Source organism: Streptococcus sp. SPS1, from assembly GCF_030439915.1.
Taxonomy (GTDB): domain Bacteria; phylum Bacillota; class Bacilli; order Lactobacillales; family Streptococcaceae; genus Streptococcus.
This window is the reverse complement of sequence record NZ_JAQFJG010000007.1, coordinates 43,263-62,314: the sequence shown is the minus strand read 5'-3', so window position 1 is coordinate 62,314 and position 19,052 is coordinate 43,263. Positions and strand designations below refer to the sequence as shown.

At 39.4% G+C, this 19,052-nt stretch carries 14 protein-coding genes and 1 pseudogene; 4 read left to right on the top strand and 11 right to left on the bottom strand.

Going from position 1 to position 19,052, the window contains the following annotated elements; all coding sequences use genetic code 11:
• Positions 1–4: 4 nt before the first annotated feature.
• The 4 genes and pseudogenes from PCY12_RS06480 to PCY12_RS06465 form a co-directional block, all read right to left on the bottom strand.
• On the bottom strand, positions 5–1,258 hold the full coding sequence (locus PCY12_RS06480) for a restriction endonuclease subunit S (protein WP_301352121.1): 1,254 nt from the start codon (positions 1,256–1,258) through the stop codon (positions 5–7).
• A 26-nt stretch (positions 1,259–1,284) separates the two neighbouring features.
• The gene (locus PCY12_RS06475; protein WP_301352119.1) at positions 1,285–4,017 is read right to left on the bottom strand and encodes an ATP-dependent RecD-like DNA helicase; all 2,733 of its coding nucleotides are present in this window, start codon (positions 4,015–4,017) and stop codon (positions 1,285–1,287) included.
• Positions 4,018–4,146: 129 nt separating this feature from the next.
• A pseudogene (locus PCY12_RS06470) lies at positions 4,147–4,641 on the bottom strand (DUF6261 family protein).
• A 400-nt stretch (positions 4,642–5,041) separates the two neighbouring features.
• Complete coding sequence (locus PCY12_RS06465) at positions 5,042–8,032, bottom strand: type I restriction endonuclease subunit R (protein ID WP_301352117.1); 2,991 nt, start codon at positions 8,030–8,032, stop codon at positions 5,042–5,044.
• Positions 8,033–8,179: 147 nt separating this feature from the next.
• Here PCY12_RS06465 and PCY12_RS06460 point away from each other — a divergent pair, with 147 nt between their 5' ends.
• Entirely contained in the window at positions 8,180–8,797 is a 618-nt protein-coding gene (locus tag PCY12_RS06460; protein ID WP_000076168.1) for a TVP38/TMEM64 family protein, read from the top strand.
• A 42-nt stretch (positions 8,798–8,839) separates the two neighbouring features.
• On the opposite strand, the gene scrK is transcribed toward PCY12_RS06460, so the two are convergent.
• Entirely contained in the window at positions 8,840–9,727 is an 888-nt protein-coding gene (scrK, locus tag PCY12_RS06455; protein ID WP_000164311.1) for a fructokinase ScrK, read from the bottom strand.
• 148 nt (positions 9,728–9,875) lie between these two features.
• Complete coding sequence (locus tag PCY12_RS06450) at positions 9,876–11,813, bottom strand: sucrose-specific PTS transporter subunit IIBC (protein WP_301352115.1); 1,938 nt, start codon at positions 11,811–11,813, stop codon at positions 9,876–9,878.
• A gap of 378 nt (positions 11,814–12,191) precedes the next feature.
• Between PCY12_RS06450 and PCY12_RS06445 the strand changes: the two genes are divergently transcribed.
• The 3 genes from PCY12_RS06445 to PCY12_RS06435 are packed head-to-tail and all read left to right on the top strand — an operon-like array spanning position 12,192 to position 14,725.
• On the top strand, positions 12,192–13,646 hold the full coding sequence (locus PCY12_RS06445; protein ID WP_173306617.1) for a sucrose-6-phosphate hydrolase: 1,455 nt from the start codon (positions 12,192–12,194) through the stop codon (positions 13,644–13,646).
• Complete coding sequence (locus PCY12_RS06440) at positions 13,627–14,592, top strand: LacI family DNA-binding transcriptional regulator (RefSeq protein ID WP_175880591.1); 966 nt, start codon at positions 13,627–13,629, stop codon at positions 14,590–14,592. The genes PCY12_RS06445 and PCY12_RS06440 overlap by 20 nt, the downstream gene beginning before the upstream one ends.
• Before the next feature lie 7 nt (positions 14,593–14,599).
• On the top strand, positions 14,600–14,725 hold the full coding sequence (locus PCY12_RS06435; RefSeq protein WP_033689216.1) for a hypothetical protein: 126 nt from the start codon (positions 14,600–14,602) through the stop codon (positions 14,723–14,725).
• A gap of 56 nt (positions 14,726–14,781) precedes the next feature.
• Here the strand turns inward: PCY12_RS06435 and PCY12_RS06430 are convergent, their stop codons facing one another.
• The 5 genes from PCY12_RS06430 to PCY12_RS06410 all read right to left on the bottom strand — a co-directional run bounded on the left by PCY12_RS06430 (position 14,782) and on the right by PCY12_RS06410 (position 18,977).
• Positions 14,782–16,056 carry a hydroxymethylglutaryl-CoA reductase, degradative gene (locus PCY12_RS06430; RefSeq protein ID WP_301352165.1) on the bottom strand — a complete coding sequence of 425 codons (1,275 nt, stop codon included), beginning with the start codon at positions 16,054–16,056 and terminating at the stop codon, positions 14,782–14,784.
• Positions 16,056–17,228, bottom strand: coding sequence for a hydroxymethylglutaryl-CoA synthase (locus tag PCY12_RS06425; RefSeq protein WP_301352113.1), 1,173 nt, complete (start codon positions 17,226–17,228; stop codon positions 16,056–16,058). Before PCY12_RS06425 ends, PCY12_RS06430 begins: the two co-directional genes overlap by 1 nt.
• Positions 17,229–17,358: 130 nt before the next feature.
• The gene (locus PCY12_RS06420) at positions 17,359–17,607 is read right to left on the bottom strand and encodes a hypothetical protein (RefSeq protein WP_301352164.1); all 249 of its coding nucleotides are present in this window, start codon (positions 17,605–17,607) and stop codon (positions 17,359–17,361) included.
• A 160-nt stretch (positions 17,608–17,767) separates the two neighbouring features.
• On the bottom strand, positions 17,768–18,217 hold the full coding sequence (locus tag PCY12_RS06415; RefSeq protein WP_057487161.1) for a threonine/serine exporter family protein: 450 nt from the start codon (positions 18,215–18,217) through the stop codon (positions 17,768–17,770).
• A 1-nt stretch (position 18,218) separates the two neighbouring features.
• A complete protein-coding gene (locus PCY12_RS06410) occupies positions 18,219–18,977 on the bottom strand; it encodes a threonine/serine exporter family protein (protein WP_301352112.1) in 759 nt (252 codons plus the stop codon).
• Positions 18,978–19,052 lie beyond the last annotated feature (75 nt).

Sequence of the window (19,052 nt, the reverse complement as noted above, 5' to 3'; positions counted from 1 at the left end):
AAATCTATAAAAACATATATTGTAAAAGTTTCTTCTTCAGTGTTTCTAACTGAGAAATTTTTTCCTGGTGAGCAGAGATGAGGTTATCAAGGTTTAAGAAATAAGAGACGATGGCTTGTTGTTCTTTTTTATCAGGGTATAAAAATTCATATTTCATTAAGTTTGATGGACTTATTCCAAAAACTTTCATACCTGTACCAACTTTATAACCATATTTTCTAAACGTTTGAGTTTTAAACATGTAATATAAGAAAATAGAATCAAAAATTGAGTAAGGTCGAACAGCTATTGTATGAAGCCCTGCAACTATTTTTTCTGATAAAGTTATAGCTATAACTGCAACTTCTGCAATTCCTTTATAATCCTCTGAAGCATCAGCAAAAATTAGATCTCCTTGCTGTAGAAATTCATTCATTTTTGTATCCGATTTAATGTATGGAATTGAATTTCCATCATCTATCATAGAAACTTTTCCTAGATGAATATCACCATAATGTATGTACTTTAGACCTGTATCTTGATTTGTCTCAACATCTCTTGACAAAGAGTAGGATTTTACCCGATCTGTAGATTTTTCTAAGGTAGTTTTCTCCCACTCACCTTCAAATCCATCCAAACGAATCTCAGGTACAGTCTGTCCAGCTTTGGGAAACATCTTTGAGAGCATGGCCACCTTGAGGGATTGGTAGTTGGTGAGATTATCCTTGTAGCTCGCTAGAAGGTCGTCGAGGGTGCAGAAAAGGGATCCGATGGCGGATTGTTCTTCTAAAGATGGAAAAGATATTATAAATTTTTCTACATCATTTTTTGTAATGTTAGGATCTTTTCTACTACTCGCTGCAACATTTCTCCAGCTTTCCTTTTTAAAATTTAAAAAATTTAGTAGAAAATTTGGATTAATTTCATTGACTGGCATCAAAGCAGCTAGGGCTTGATTAATCGTAGCAGGATAAGCTAGTAACCCTGTTCTTCCAATTTGATTAAATCCACCGTACATTGCTATCAATACAGAATTTTCAGGTAAAAGTTTTAATTTTGTTGCTCCATAAACTGAGATTTTTTCTTCATTAGAGCATATTAGAGAATTATTTAAATCTGTTGTTTTTATCCATGGAATTTCTCCATTTTGATAATTTCTACTATCAGATCGTGACGGAGTGTTCCCGGAATAAACTTCGTATAATTCTCCTAATTTAGATTTAGTCCAAGTATTTTCAAATTCATGAAATCTAATTCTAGGAATGACTTTCTTCCCCATAGTTCTTAATAAACCTCATTTCTATACTACAACTTCATTTTTAATAAATTATAATCTTTATTTATGTCTTTTTTCTTTAAATTTGAAATCACAAAATTCTCTGTTTCAGGACTCCAATACAATTTAAGATATTTTTTTGTTCGTGTCATAGCAGTATATAGAATATTATGATTAATTTGTTCATCTACTTCATTAGTGATAACAATTTTTACAGATTCATACTCCAAACCTTGAGCCTTATGAATTGAAATTGCATACGATACTTGAAAAGGAACTGTCGCCGAATTATCTTCTATATCCTCATCTGCACTACTATATCTATCTACACTAAACCTAATAACAGAATTATTATTGTTGCCACTTTCCAAAAGTTCTATCTCACTATCAGAAACATCTAATCCATTTAAAACCACTCCTAACAATTCTATTGTAAAAATAATTTTATCACTATTTTCGATAACTTGTATATCTCTAATAATTCCCTTTAAATTGTTATACAAAACTCCATTAAATCTACTTGACTCACTAAAGACTATAGGATCATTAATTTTATAAAATTTAGAATTCCATTTGATACTTTGATGAGGATTTGATGCTTGTAACAATCTATTTATATTATTAATGCCATAGATTCCATCATAATTTAAACTTAGAATAATTTCATCTTCATGAACTTTTTCAAATATACTGGCATCCAATTGAAAATTCAAGTCTTTTCGAGATAAATGCTCCATAATGTCAGGCTCAATATTTCTTACTTTATCCCAAACCTCAATCAGACCATCATCCCGTGTTCTATATGGAGTGTCTAATTCTATTATAGCCTCCGTTTTTATAATTTTTTTAGCAAGTTCGAACCAATTTCCAAACTGAATAGCCTCAATTTGGAAAATATCACCCACTAAAACTAGAAATTTACACGAGATTTTTTTTAGCAATTCTGCCATATCGGAGTTACTCACCATACTACACTCATCAACAAATAATATGTCACATTTTATTTCTGTTTTATATTTGATTTTCTGAATCGTTGAAAATTCACAATTCGATGAACTGATTCTTCTTCTTAAATTTTCAACTGCTGTATGTGTCACAGATAAAAATAATTTATCTGCTGAATTAAAAAATTGTGCAATATGATTTATAAAGTATGTTTTTCCTGTTCCGGCAGAACCATATATTAAAGCAACTGCAGAATCAGAAAATAGTGAGGTTAGTTTCTCTTTTTTAAAAGGGTCATCAATACTATGTTCGCTTGTTTCTAACCATCTCTCAACTGATTGAGTATGATTTTTATTATTATCTCTTGAAAAGTCTATTAATTTTTTCAAAACTTCAAGTGAATCAGTTTCATATTGTGAAATAAAGACTTGTCCATTTTCAATTTTTAATTTTCTTCCTTCATGTTTACTTATTATTTTTTCATTATACTGCCAAGCTAAAGCCTCAACTCTTTCAGAGTATTCTTCTGACAATTCAGTTATTGATGTGTATATTTTCCCATGAATCTCAGTATTATTTTTTATTAGTCTCGCTAGAAATTCGCTATCTTTCCCACTATCATCAATACAAGCTAATAAATCATATATTTTAGGATTATGATTTATTAAAGAAGAGCAAAACGGCATCTCATCAAAAGGAATACACCCCCATTTTAATCGAAGACCAGATAATTTTATATTTCCTCCTTCACATTTATTATATGGATGATTATCATAAAAATACTGTTCTTTTAAAATCTCATTATTCATATGAAACAGTAAGTATCTTAGTATATTAGAGCCCGAATTGTTTGCCTGAATTATCATTCTAGCATTATCTAAAATATCAAAGATATAAGATACCTGTGATTTTTGGTTGACATAAGCTTTAGTTTTTTGATATAACTCCTGATTTAATTCTATAATATCAATTAAATTTATTTGATTTTTCTTTAGAAACGCCATTAAAATTCTATATTCCATGTGTGAAGACTTCACTTCATCTCCCCCAATTTTTAGGATACGGCTTAATGAATGAAATTCACACGGACGAATAGCAACATCCCAATCAGCAATTACTGATATAGTTAGGGTAGAACCATATATATTTATTTTTTCATTTCTTATATATAGCTTCGTTGCATAATTTGACATAATTTCTTTATTAGTATACGCTGTTATTCTCTCTGATTTTTTACCAGCACCATATGTACTGGTATATGTTACTTCATAATAGATATTTTGATTCACAAAAAATGGTTTGATTTTTTGTATGTAATATCTTTCACTCTCTGTTATTGGATATTCTGGATTATCAATTACATCAGCAATTTTTGCATAATATTCTTCAGACATTGTATCCATATAGAGGGGAAATTTTTCTAGATTTTCTAAAACTTCAAATTTGTAATTAGTTAGTAAAAATTTTTTTATTTTCAGCATATATTCATAATATTTAAGTAACAATCTCTCTGAATTATTTTCGTCTAGAGTATAATGTGAAGCCGATTTTTGGAGAAATTTATGAATTTTTCTTAAAAAGACATAGTTTGACTTTTCATTAATATATTTTATACTCAGTTCTATGTTATGATAATTCCATTCCAAATCAACATCATTATCATGGTTATATATTTTAACAGCAATATGTTCTACAAAATTTCTCAAAGTATTCATAATATTTTGAGAAGAAAATCCTCTTTCTCTCATCATATTCATCTGTTCTATATTTTTACAAATATTTTTATTTATATCTACAATATGTTTATCAATCTTCATAGTTTTTTTACTCCTGCTAAATTATATATTTTTAATCTACCTAATATAAATTTTAATAATTTCAAGTTTATATAATAAATAGTAATTTCCTTTTGCATATTATTATACCACGGAACCATAAAAATCCCCTTAGAAATCCGCTTCTAAGGGGTTGTCTTTATCCTGATGATTGGTCTGGTTCTGCTGGTTTGTTTTTTTATCTTTCTTGCTACTAGTGATGAGACGACGCTTGCTATATCGGATGATATTGAGTTCCTTGAGGAGTTGAGTCAGGTGTTTCTTTTCAGGGTAGGCTTCTGCACTAGCTGCGGTATAGCGCATAAAGAGCTCGTAGCTGGTTGAAAGTTCTGTACGGAGCTGTCTGGTCTTGCCAACTTCCTTGGTAGACTTAGAAGCACGCGCCTTACTTTCCACTTGGTCATATTTGATCACCGCCGCCAGTTAAGCTTGAAAATCATCAAGCTTGGTCTTGAAGGGTTCCAAATGTTTGGCATACATAGATTCATCCTTGTTTGCCTTAGAAAAAGTGGTCAAACTTTGATGAGTATCCATCATCAGGCTTTCAAACTCACGATTGGTAAAGTTACTATAACTAAGTGGACGAATAGCGTATGTTTTTGTCATGATGATATTCTTTCTATTTTTCATTATGTAAACTTTTAAAATAATTCTAACAGTTACTTTAAAAGATTTATTCCGCTTCCGCTCAACTGTCATTATTTCCATCTAAAACGTACTTTTCAGGACAAATCAGACATTTTCAAATTAAAAAACCCCTATCTGATGGACATACACTCCGTCCATCAGATAGAGACTCTTACTATTTTTAGATTTTACCTTTTCGAGTTTTAGAATACATATAAAATTTAGTAAATATGACTATTCGAAAGCTCGAAGACCTCAAAACTTTTGTAGATAAGTAATTCGAAACGTAGAATACTTGTAAATTTATGTAATCGCAATCATTCGAGGCTTAGAATACATGTAAACTTTAGGAAGTAGGCCTATTCTAAGTCTCGAAGAGCTATCTTCCAACCCTCAATGGCTCAATGACTTCCTCCACTAGTTGGGTATAGGCTTCCTTGATTTGTTTTTTATAGAGGAGAGGATTGAGGGCATCCGCCACCTCTAGCTTATAGTCCTGATAGCGCTGGCTCTTGGTCAGCTGACTTTCTCCTAGTTGTTTTTTCGCTCCCTTACGGTAGTGTTCGACATAGTAACGGAGTTCATCCTCACCGACATACCAGCGCTTGCTAAAGACTTTGATATGTTGCTGGATGACAGCCTCAATCATCTGATCCAAAATATTTGCGATAGACTGACCACGATAGCTTTTCGGATGTTCTTGTACCTCTCTCCAAAGTTCAGTGATGATCTGAGCAAGATTGGGATTGGTCTTCTCAAGACTCTGAATATAGTTATCCACGGCTTCCCTATCTTGAGCGCTTAGGTTCTTTTCTTGACTCTGACCTTGTTCAATCAGGCTTTGGATTAAGGTCAAGATATAGGCATAGTTAATTTCGTCCACTTGGATAGACTCCAGTTCATAGTGGATATCAAGTGGCTCTCCATCGTCATCATCCTCTACTCGGCTTTTTAATTCTGCAAGGACATTTCGATAAAGTCCCAGATACCTTTCCAACTTCTCTCCATCAAGTCCCGTCTGACTGTAAAGTTCTTCCTCATCATACTCTTTGTACACTCGGATAGAGGCTAAATATTTATCAAAGGCTTGATAGGTTTTAGCTAGTTTCCTCAACTCAGGTGTAGAGATTTGCTCGATTTGGAGTCCTTCCTCAGGATCATCGGTGATGAGATTTTGGAAATCACTGCAACTCCGTAAAAAGTTCCTCTTTTCCTCTTCCCAGCTAGGGGCTAGGACCTCGTTTTCACCACCATTTGAGTAGAGCTTGAGGGCATTATCCACTGCTTCCTTAAAGGCTAGGGGCTTTTGGAAGGTGATGATATGACCGTAGGTCTTACTAGAATCAAAGATACGATTGGTTCGGCTAAAGGCTTGGATCAAGTCCTGCGGTTGCATGGGCTTGCGGTCAATAAAGAGAGTTGATAGACAAGGGGCATCAAATCCCGTTAGGAGACGATTGACTACGATGACTAAGTCCAACTGTTCATTTCGATAGAGGTATTTGTCATGCTTTCGAGCTAGACGGTTATTGACATCCGTATTAAAACCACGCAGATCCGCCATGGTAAAATGGGTATCAAACTCTTGGTTATAGTCCTCTAAGACCTGCTTCATGTGGTCTTGATTGGCTCTTGAGTCTTCTTCATTTTCTGTGACCGAGTAGGTGATGGTCGCCTTTGGAAAGTCAGGAAGGACCTGCTTGACCCTTTCCGATACCTTAACCCTCGTCTCCCCAGCCTTGACTCGTTTGAGGAGGTCATAGTAGGCTTGGGCTTGAGGGATGGATTTAACGGTTAGGATGGCATTGTAGGTCTTACCAACTCCTTTTTGGAATCCTAGCTGTTGACGGGATTTATTGATAATGGCATCCAAGACTTCCAGCATATGCTCTTCATCTTCGTAGACAGTATCTGGTATGTCATTTTCAGATTTATCCGTGATGAGGGTATTGCGATAATCTACCTTAAAGCCTAAAACAGCTCCATCATGAATGGCTTCCTTAACTGTATACTCATGGAGACGGTCTCCGTACTGTTGCTGGGTGGTTTGGGCTAGATCGCCGATTTGCTGGCGTTTATTTTCCTTAAAGATAGGTGTGCCTGTAAAACCATACCAGAGAGACTGTGGGAAAAATCCCTTAATGTCTTTTTGTGTTTGTGGCGTAACGGCACGGTGGCATTCATCCACGACAAAGGCCACTCGAAGGCCCCTGATTTTGTCCGCATCTCGTTGGTAAAGACCTTGCTCAAACTTACGCATCATGGTAGTAATTTTCTGGATGGTCGTTACCACCACACGCTTATCATTACTTCCTAGTCGCTTGACCAAATCATGAGTATTATCCGTCTCATCAATATCAATGACATCATTGGTCGCATAAGAGAGAAAAGATGAAGTGGTCTGTTGGTCCAAGTCTCTGCGGTCAACGACAAAAATTGTCTTTTGGATAGACGGGATTTGGAGGAGATTCCGCGCTACTTTATAAGAGGTCAGAGTCTTCCCTGAACCTGTCGTATGCCAAACATAGCCTGATGCTTGCTGGCGAGAAGCTTCTTGCACTGCTTCGATGGCATGGATCTGGTAGGGACGCAAGAGGATAAGAGCCTTCTTACTATCATCAAGGACAGAGTACTGCATGAGCATCTGATGCGCACGAGGGATAGAAAGAACTTCGTGGGCAAAACTGGTCAAGCTCGTTATGGGTTGGTTGTCCTTATCCACCCACTTGGTTAGAAATTGCTTGTTGAGTTTGTTTTCTCTAGCTGCAGCGATATAGCGTGTGTCTACCTTATTGGTCACAACAAACATCTGTAAGCTAGAGTAAATGCCACGAAACTTGCCTTCCCTATCATACTTCTTGATTTGATGAAAGGCATCTAAAAAAGCAACTCGAGGACTTTTAAGCTCAATCTGAATCATTGGAAGGCCATTGATCAAGAGGGTCACATCTAGCCTGCGGTCTTGATCCTGAGGATTTATCTTATCTCTCTCGACTTGGTTGACAACCTCATAACTAGACTTACCAGCTGCGATATTGTCTCTCCAGATGACAGATAAACGGATAGTCCCCAAACTAGCATCTTCTCTCTGAACTTCAACCTTGGCAATGCCATTTTCGCCGACCAACCACTTGGCCGCATCATAGTAGCTAATAAAGTTCAGTTGATTCTTTATCTGGCGTTTTTCCTGTTCTGTCAGGGGATGTTCTGCCAATCGAGCCACATTGTTCTGAGCTAACTTTTCAAAGAAGTTTTCCCATAATTGCTCTTCTGTTTTGAGGTCATCTCTGTAAGTCCATTGACTTTCCCCAGTTACCAGTTGGCTGATCAGTTGTTTTTCTATCCCCAGTTCTGGTTTTACCTGTATCATACTCTCTCCTTTGCTACATGTCTGCTCCCTTTATTATAGCATGTTTAGGCTCAAATTCCATCACTCTTCCCATGACAAAAATACTCATTCCCCCTTTCTCCTCCAAAATATGGTATAGTAGAAATATACTATCTAAGAGGAGTTTACATGTCACAGGATAAACAAATGAAAGCTGTTTCTCCCCTTCTGCAGCAAGTTATCAATATCTCATCCATTGTCGGTGGTGTTGGGAGTTTGATTTTCTGTATTTGGGCTTATCAGGCTGGGATTTTACAGTCTAAGGAAACCCTCTCTGCCTTTATCCAGCAGGCAGGTATCTGGGGGCCACCTCTCTTTATCTTTTTACAGATTTTACAGACGGTCGTCCCTATCATTCCTGGGGCCTTGACCTCGGTGGCTGGGGTCTTTATCTACGGTCACATCATCGGGACTATCTACAACTATATCGGGATCGTGATTGGCTGCGCCATTATCTTTTATCTGGTGCGACTCTATGGGGCCGCCTTTGTCCAGTCTGTCGTCAGCAAGCGCACCTATGACAAGTATATCGGCTGGTTGGATAAAGGAAATCGTTTTGACCGTTTCTTTATCTTTATGATGATTTGGCCCATTAGTCCGGCTGACTTTCTCTGTATGCTGGCTGCACTGACCAAGATGAGTTTCAAGCGTTATATGACTATCATCATTCTGACCAAACCCTTTACCCTCGTGGTTTATACCTACGGTCTGACCTATATTATCGACTTTTTCTGGCAAATGCTTTGACACATAAAAAATCCGTTTGGTTTCCCAAGCGGATTTTGTGCTTTATTTTGAAACTTCTTTTGCAAGAACAAAGTTCCCAAGAGTAGCAGAACCATTTCCTGCGACTGCTGGAGTTACGATGTATTCACGCACATCTGGTACTGGTAGGTAGCCATTAAGAAGAGATGTAAATTTCTCACGGACACGGTCCAGCATGTGTTGTTGAGCCATGACCCCTCCACCAAAGACAATCACGTCTGGGCGGAAAGTCACTGTCGCATTAACCGCAGCTTGAGCGATATAGTAGGCTTGGACATCCCAAACAGGGTTGTTGAGTTCAATGTTTTCCCCACGAACACCTGTACGAGCTTCCAAACTTGGACCAGCTGCATAGCCTTCCAGACATCCCTTATGGAAAGGACAAACACCCTTAAACTCTTTTTCAATATCCATTGGATGTCTAGCAACATAATAATGACCCATTTCAGGATGACCCACACCGCCGATAAACTCACCACGTTGGATGACACCTGCACCGATACCTGTACCGATTGTGTAGTAAACCAAGTTTTCGATACGGCCACCAGCATTGTTACGGGCAACCACTTCACCATAAGCAGAGCTGTTTACGTCTGTCGTGAAGTACATAGGAACGTTGAGGGCGCGACGAAGGGCACCAAGCAAGTCCACATTTGCCCAGTTTGGTTTTGGAGTCGTTGTGATAAAGCCATAAGTTTTTGAGTTTTTATCAATATCAATCGGACCAAATGAACCAACTGCAAGACCAGCAAGGTTATCGAATTTTGAGAAGAACTCGATGGTTTTATCGATTGTTTCGATTGGTGTTGTTGTTGGAAATTGTGTTTTTTCTACAACGTTAAAGTTTTCATCACCGACAGCACAGACAAACTTTGTACCGCCCGCTTCCAAGCTTCCATATAATTTTGTCATGATAAACCTCTTGTTTTTATTTTCTTTATTATAGCATATTTCGAAAATCTAAGTTTCTCTATTTTTTAGATTTTCCTCTGTAAATCTTACCATCTAATAAAAACGAACAAACATATCATTTGTTCGTTTTCACCTTAGAGAGGATTGATTAGATTTTCACTTCGATCACAGCATCCCCCTTAGCAACTGAACCTGTTGCGACTGGAGCTACTGAAGCATAGTCAGCTGTATTTGTAACGATAACCATTGTTGTATCATCAAGTCCAGCTGCAGCGATTTTGTTTGAGTCAAATGTTCCAAGAACATCGCCAGCTTTAACCTTATCACCTTGAGCAACTTTTGCTTCAAAACCGTCACCGTTCATAGACACAGTGTCAATACCAACGTGAATCAAAACTTCAGCACCATCAGTTGTTTTCAAACCAAAAGCGTGTCCTGTTGGAAAGGCAATTGAAACTTCAGCATCAGCTGGTGCATAAACCACACCTTGGCTAGGCTTCACAGCGATACCTTGTCCCATAGCTCCACTTGAGAAAACAGGGTCATTGACATCAGCAAGAGCGACAACATCACCGACGATAGGAGTTACAAGTGTTTCATTTTGAAGAGTATCAGTCTCTTCCACTACTGGTGCTTCTACTGTAGGTTCTGTAACTGTTTCTGCGGTTGCTGTGGCAGCTTCATCAGCAAAGACACTAGCTGCTTTTGTTTTCCCGTAGAAATAAGTGAAAGCAAAGGCGGCAACAAAGGACATAATTTCCGCAATTATATACATAGGGATTGAACCAGCCTTAATAGAAAGGAATCCAATAAATCCAGCCGCTCCCAATGAAACTGCAATAACGTGAGTTAAACCTGCTACGAAGGCACCAATTGCTGAACCAGCAAGGGCGCAGAAGAATGGGAATTTGTATTTCAAGTTTACCCCAAAGAGAGCAGGTTCTGTAATACCAAGGAAGGCAGAAACAGCAGCCGAACTTGACAATCCTTTTGTTTTAGCATTTTTTGTCAAGAAGTAGATTGCAAGAGTAGCCGCACCTTGTGCTACGTTTGCCATTGAAGCAACAACAAAGATGTAGTCTCCAAATCCAGTACCGTTATTATTGTAAGCAGACAACAATTGTGTTTCGATTGCTGGGAATGATTGGTGAAGACCTGTCATAACGATTAGTGAGTAAGTTCCACCAAATAGCCCCATACCAAAGGCACCTGTTGTGTTGTACAACCATACAATCGCATTTGTAATCGCATCAGACACAACCAACATAACAGGACCGATAACTGTAAAGGTAAGGAATCCCGTAATCATCACTGATAAAAGCGGTGTGAAAGTGAAGTCAACTGCAGATGGCAATTTCTTGTGGAAGAATTTTTCCAAATTTGCTAACAACCAGACTGCAACAAGGACTGGAATCACTTGATAAGCATAGTTTGTTTGTGTAACATGGAAACCTAAGATGTCCCAGAAGGCTTCTTTACCACCCAAATCTGGAGTGGTCATAATCATACCGATTGCCGCACCAAGGAACTGGTTTGCTCCAAAGCGCTTGGCTGCTGAAATACCAACCAAAACAGGGAGGAACATAAATGGAGCAGCAGACATCAATTGAATCATAGCTGAGAAGCCTTTGATTGCAGGATACATATCTTCAATTGATTGAGGTCCAAACAAGTCTGGCGATGTCAAGAAGTTACGTAAAGCCATCAAGAGACCACCTGCAACTAAGGCAGGGATAATAGGAACAAAGATATCTGACAAAAGTTTAATCAAGTCCATCAATGGATTGAACTTTTTGTCTTTATTAGCAATCTCTTTCAAATCATCTGTCGAAACTTCTTTCAAACCAGTTTTCTTGATGATTTCCGCATACACGAAGTTAACATCACCAGGGCCAATGATAATTTGATATTGTCCGTTAGTGCTAAAAGTTCCCTTGACATCCGCATTATTATCCAGAGCTGCTTGATTCACTTTTGATTCGTCTTTCAATACCAAACGAAGACGAGTTGCACAGTGGGCTGCAGCTACAAGATTATCCTTACCGACAGCCTCAATGACCTCGGCAGCAACTTTACTATAATCCATAGCAAAAATCTCCTTATATAAAATTTTGTTCTTGTTTGAAAGCGATTTTATTCGCCCTACGACTATTATTTTATCATGTTTTAGAAATATGTCAAGCGTTTTGCAGAAAAAATATTCTATCCACTTAGTTTGCTCGCTTTAGATTGATTGATTTTGACTGTTTTATCAGGTGTTCCTTAAAAAAATAAGTTTAAAATCTTGGTTAAAAGGGTTTTATTTCATTCTCTTTCATATTTTTGTGAAAATTTGATTGATTTCCTGCATTTATTTTATGATAAACGTTTGACAGTTTTTTCTCTTTTTTAACATAAAAGTCTTGCTTTTTTTTCCGAAAACGGTTACTATTAAAAGTGATAAGATTTTTGGAGGAATAGAAGAATGGAATGGACAACTGAGCGTCGTTACAGACTTTATCAAGATTGGACGCAAGAAGAAATTAAGAATATTAAAGAAAATATGGCACAATCTCCATGGCATACTCATTATCATGTTGAGCCAAAAACAGGACTTCTTAACGACCCAAATGGCTTTTCTTACTTTGATGGAAAGTGGATTGTTTTTTATCAGAACTTTCCTTTTGGTGCAGCCCACGGTTTGAAATCTTGGGTTCAATTGGAAAGTGAGAACTTGGTTCATTTCACAGAAACTGGAGTCAAAGTTTTGCCTGATACTCCATTAGATAGCCACGGTGCCTACTCTGGTTCTGCCATGCAGTTTGGCGATAACTTATTCCTATTCTATACAGGAAATGTCCGTGATGAAAACTGGATCCGTCACCCTTACCAGATCGGTGCTTTGATGGATAAGGATGGCAAGATTACGAAGATTGACAAGATCTTGATTGACCAGCCAGCAGACTCTACTGACCACTTCCGCGATCCGCAAATTTTTAACTTTAAAGGTCAATATTATGCTATCGTCGGAGGACAGGACTTGGAGAAAAAAGGCTTCGTCCGTCTCTACAAGGCTGTGGACAACGACTACACAAACTGGCAAGCAGTTGGCGACCTTGACTTTGCTAACGACCGCACTGCCTACATGATGGAATGCCCAAATCTAGTCTTTGTAGGAGAGCAACCTGTCCTTCTCTACTGCCCACAAGGATTGGATAAGAAAGTTCTAGACTACGACAATATCTATCCAAATATGTACAAAATTGGGGCTTCCTTTGACCCTGAAAACGCCAAAATGGTAGATGTATCTCAACTTCAAAACATGGATTATGGTTTCGAAGCCTATGCAACTCAAGCCTTCAACGCTCCTGATGGACGTGCTCTAGCAGTTAGCTGGCTTGGTTTGCCAGATGTTTCTTACCCATCTGACCGTTTTGACCACCAAGGAACCTTCTCATTGGTCAAAGAACTGACTATCAAAGACGGCAAACTCTACCAATACCCAGTCGCAGCTATCAAGGACCTTCGTGCTTCTGAAGAAGTCTTCTCAAACCGTGCTCAAACCAATAACACCTACGAACTCGAGCTCAACTTGGAAGCTAATAGCCAGAGCGAGATTGTCTTACTTGCTGACAAAGAAGGCAAGGGACTTGCAATCAACTTTGACCTTGTAAATGGTCAAGTGACAGTGGATCGTAGCCAGGCTGGTGAACAGTATGCTCAAGAATTTGGGACAACTCGTTCTTGCCCAATCGATAATCAGGCTACTACTGCTACAATCTTCATCGATAACTCTGTCTTTGAAATTTTCATCAATAAAGGAGAAAAAGTATTTTCTGGTCGTGTCTTCCCACATGCGGACCAAAATGGGATCCTGATCAAATCTGGAAACCCAACTGGAACTTACTATGAATTAGATTATGGTCGCAAAACTAACTGATGTCGCCAAACTTGCAGGCGTCAGCCCTACTACCGTTTCTCGGGTTATCAATAAAAAAGGGTATCTATCTGAAAAAACCATTCAAAAGGTCAATGAAGCCATGCGAGAATTGGGCTATAAACCCAACAACCTGGCTCGTAGTCTGCAAGGAAAATCAGCTAAGTTAATCGGCTTGATTTTCCCCAATATTTCCAATGTTTTCTATGCAGAATTGATTGATAAATTGGAACACCAACTCTTCAAAAATGGTTACAAGACCATCATCTGCAACAGTGAACATGATTCTGAGAAGGAACGCGAATACATCGAAATGTTGGAAGCCAATCAGGTGGACGGCATCATTTCTGGTAGTCACAACCTAGGAATTGAAGACTACAATCGTGTGACGGCACCTATTATTTCCTTTGACCGAAACCTATCGCCAGACATCCCTGTCGTCTCCTCTGACAACTATGCTGGTGGAGTCCTAGCCGCCCAGACCTTGGTTAAGACAGGTGCCCAGTCTATCATCATGATTACAGGGAATGACAATTCTAACTCACCAACCGGACTGCGCCACGCTGGTTTTGCATCCGTACTCCCCAAAGCACCTATTATCAATGTTTCCAGTGACTTTTCTCCCGTCAGAAAAGAAATGGAAATCAAGAATATCTTGACCCGACAAAAACCAGATGCCATCTTTACTTCGGATGATTTGACTGCCATTCTGGTCATTAAAATCGCTCAAGAACTGGGCATTTCTGTCCCAGAAGAGCTCAAGGTCATCGGCTATGATGGGACTTACTTTATCGAAAATTACTATCCTCAACTCGCGACCATCAAACAACCTTTGGAAGAGATTGCCTGCCTCACTGTTGACCTTCTCTTGCAAAAGATTGAAGGCAAGGAAGTCGCAACAACCGGTTACTTCCTACCAGTTACTCTATTACCAGGAAAAAGTATTTAATACCTCAATGAAAATCAAAGAGCAAACTAGGAAGCTAGCCACAGGCTGCTCAAAGCACTGCTTTGAGGTTGTAGATAAGACTGACGAAGTCAGTTACATATATCTACGGCAAGGCGAAGCTGACGTGGTTTGAAGAGATTTTCGAAGAATATAAGCACAAGAAAACTCAGACCAATTCGTCTGAGTTTTTTATGATCTTAAATTTTCTAAATAACGCTGGGCTGTCTCTAGGTTAAAGGTTTTATCTACGATGAGGCGCTCGACTAGGGGAGCTACCTCGGATTCACTGGCACCTGCTAGGAGAGCTAAGGATTTGGCCTGCAATTTCATGTGGCCTTGCTGAATTCCTGTGCTGACTAAAGCTTTCAGGGCTGCAAAATTTTGTGCAAGACCGATAGACACGATAATCTGGGCCAATTCTTTGGCAGAAGGATTTCCCAGTAGCTCATGACTGAGGGCTACACGAGGGTTAAGGCCGATAGAGCCACCCTTGGTCGCCACAGGCATGGGCAGGGTCATCTCACCAACCAATTCTTCTCTTTCAAGATCCAGCGTCCATTGACTAAGACCTTGGTAGCGTCCATCTCGACTGGCAAAGGCATGAGCTCCTGCCTCAATAGCACGCCAGTCATTACCAGTGGCAATTAAAATGGCATCAATACCATTAAAAATCCCTTTATTGTGAGTAGCAGCTCGGTAAGGATCAGCCTGCGCAAACTGGCTAGCCAAAGTTATTTTCTCCGCAATCTCTCGCCCTTGATCCTTTTGACGGCTCAAGTATCGAAAGGCAATGCGACAATTTGCAGTCACCAGAGAATCGGTCGCGTAGTTGGACAAAATTCCCATAAGGCTCTGTCCCTGACTGAGTTCTTCTAAGACGGGTTTCAAGGCTTCCAGCATGGTGTTAAGCATATTGGCTCCCATAGCTTCCTGGGTATCGACATGGAGATAAACAACGAGAAAGTCTGTTTCGCCTTTGATCTGTTCTACATGCAAATCACGCGCCCCGCCCCCACGTTTAACAATGGAAGGATAGGCTTGATTAGCAAGCTCCAAGAGCTCAGTCTTTTTGTTTGCAATCTTCTCTTGAGCTTGTTCAGGATTAGCAACTTGATAAAGGGCTACCTGACCAATCATCTGACGCTCATGGACTTGTGCGGTAAAACCGCCTGCACGCTTGATGATTTTGCTGGCATAGCTGGCCGCAGCAACCACGGACGGTTCTTCTGTCACATAGGGAACTGTGTATTCCTGACCGTTAACGAGAACCTCTGGGACCAGCGAATAAGGCAGAGAAAAAGTTCCCACTACATTCTCACTCAGCTGATCTGCCACAGTCACACTAATCTGTTCATCCTGCTCCAAACTCACTTGCTTCTCAGGACTAAGGAGCGCCTGAGCTTGTAACAGCTCGAGGCGCTCTTGGTATGATTTTTTAGAAAATCCATTCCAACTTATCTTCATCATTTTTCAACCTTGCTATAACGGCGTTGGTGGTCAACAATTTCCACCAAGGCAAAATCTTGATTTTCATAGCCAGCAAACTGGGCAGAGTTTGTTTCATCCAACACCACTTCCTCAAAGAAGATGTTTTCATAGTCTGCAACAGACAGGGCAGTTCGTTGGTTGAGCTTGTTCAAACGGTCTTTATCCAGATAAGCTTCATATCCTTCAACCAATTCACCACTGAAGAACTCAGCTACAGCCCCGCTTCCATAACTATAAAGGGCGATTTTATCCCCAGCCTTCAAGCTATCTGTATTTTCCAAGAGAGACAAAAGTCCAAGGAAGAGGGAACCTGTGTAGATATTCCCCACCTTTTGACTGTAGAGAATAGACTGGTCAAAATGCTTTTGCAAGAGGTCTTTTTTCTCTTGAGGCAGGCTCTTATCCATGATTTTTTTCAAACCTTTTAGCGCTAATTTAGGATAAGGCAAGTGGAAGCAAACCGCTGCGAAATCATCCAAAGTAAGCTGGTAGCGTTTTTGGTATTCAAGCCAAGTTGTTTTCAAACTATCCAAATATTGTTGGGTAGAATAGACACCATTGACATAAGGAGTTGTCGAGTAATTTGGACGCCAGAAATCCATGATGTCACGAGTCTGAGCCACATTGTCATTATTAAAAGCCATCATGCGTGGATTTTGTGTAATCAACATGGCCACACTGCCAGCACCCTGAGTGGGTTCTCCTGGAGTTTCAATACCATACTTGGCAATATCACTGGCAATGACCAAGACCTTGGACTGTGGAGAATTTTCCACATGCAATTTGGCATAATGAAGGGCAGCTGTCGCTCCATAGCAGGCTTCTTTAATTTCGAAACTACGAGCAAAGGGCTGAATACCCAGCAAGCCATGCACAAAGACAGCTGCAGCCTTACTCTGGTCAATTCCTGACTCAGTCGCCACAATGACCATATCGATTTCTGCTCTTTCTTGCTCAGTTAAGATAGAGTCACTAGCACTGGCAGCCAAGGTCACGATGTCCTCAGTTAGGGGTGCAATACTCAATTCCTCGAGTAAGAGTCCTTTGCTTAATTTTTCAGGGTCAATGCCCCTCGCTTCTGCTAAGTCTTGTAACTTCAAGACATATTGACTGGTCGCAAAACCAATCTTATCAATACCGATTGTCATATTTACCTCTGTTTTATCATTCATGTAAAAAATCGTTCAGTACTATTTTATCACAAATGGTAGTAAAAGAGAGAAAAAAGACTTGATTCACCAAATCAAGCCTCTTATTGGTCATAATTTTAAAGAATGATTAGTTGCTATAGAGTTCACCGACATAAGTAGCTTTATAAGCGCCATTCACAGTTCTCAGCTCCTGGAGGATCAAATCTCCTGAGTAAGTCCTTCCCATCTCATCTACAAATTCTTGATAAAACTGACTGGTCGGAATTTCTCTGATATTCTTATCAAATGTCTTGTCAAGTGTTTTACTAACCTTTTCGGCAATCAACTGATGCTCTTGCAATCCACTTTGAAATTCTGAACCCGAACTAGAAACCATGACTGGGATAAACAGCAAGGTCAGTAGACTTACAGACAATAAGGAAAATAGTGATTTTTTCATGATTTTTCCTCCTATATGTAGAGAGAATAGCATACATAGAAAGCCTTGTCAATTCATTTGTCTTATTTTTCAGAAAATTCTTTCATTTCTGTAAAGCCTAGGATACTCGATGTGTTTTTATATAATGATACAGTCTGAGAATTACTGTTCCGCTAGCCATTCCAATAGAGATTACCAGAGCCAGCATGACAACCAAGGTCGCACTTGCCAGCGCTTTATTATAGTCCCCTGTCACAAAAAAGGCAGTTGTTCGGTAGGAGAGATAACCTGGAACCAGCGGTGCCAAGATGGCCAAGATAAAGACCACAGCAGGTGTCTTATAAAGAATACTTAAAATCTGACTGACACAAGAACCTATAATGGCTGCAATAAAAGTAGCCACAATAACATTGGTCGGTTCCTTGAGCAAAAGATAGATTAGCCAGACAGCCATGCCCAAAATCCCTCCAGGTAAGAGCATGGACCGTTGCACATTGAGTACGATTAGAAAAGTGATAATGGCAAGAAGACTTGCTACTGCTTGTAATAAAAAGGTTGTTAGTGTCATATTAGTTCATCAATACCAAGGCGACAGAAGTTCCCGCCCCTAAAGCAAGGGTAATGAGCAGGGATTCAAACATCTTGCTCATACCAGAGTTTATGTGGTTAGTCATAATATCACGAACCGCATTGGTCAAGGCAATACCTGGTACAAAAGGCATGACCGCACCAGCTATAATCAAATCTGCCGTTGAGGGAAAGCCTGTGTAGCGCGCCCAAAACTGAGCTATCATCCCAAAGACAAAGGCTCCAGCAAATGCTGTTACAAAAGGAATTCGGATAAACTTCTCCACATAGAGGGAAAAGGCAAAACCAAATAAGGTAGCCACTCCTGCCCCAAGTGCGTCGTAGATATTTCCACTAAACATAACCGAAAAGAAAGGAGCACTTAAGGTCGCAGCCAAAGTTACCTGCAACTTGGTATAAGGAAGAGGTTGGGCCTGCAAGGCTGTCAATTGCTTGAAGGCTGTCTCCAAATCAATCTGCCCCCCAACCAGCTGACGAGAAATCTGGTTGACATCGCAGACTTTTTCAATGTTATAAGAAGAGGAAGTCACGCGTTTCATTCGCGAAATATTGGTGTTTTCAATGGAGAAAAAGATAGCTGCAGGCATAGCAAGAACATTGCAATCCATAATCCCCTGCGAATGCGCGATCCGAATCATGGTATCTTCTACACGATGAATCTCTGAGCCACTTTTGAGAAGAATGGTTCCAGCTAACATAATCACATCGATGACGGCATTTAATTCTTTTGACTCTTCCATGCTTGCCTCCTTTTATCAACTCCCTCTATTCTATCACAAATCTGGAGTCAAAAAAAATCTTTGCCATGAAATCAT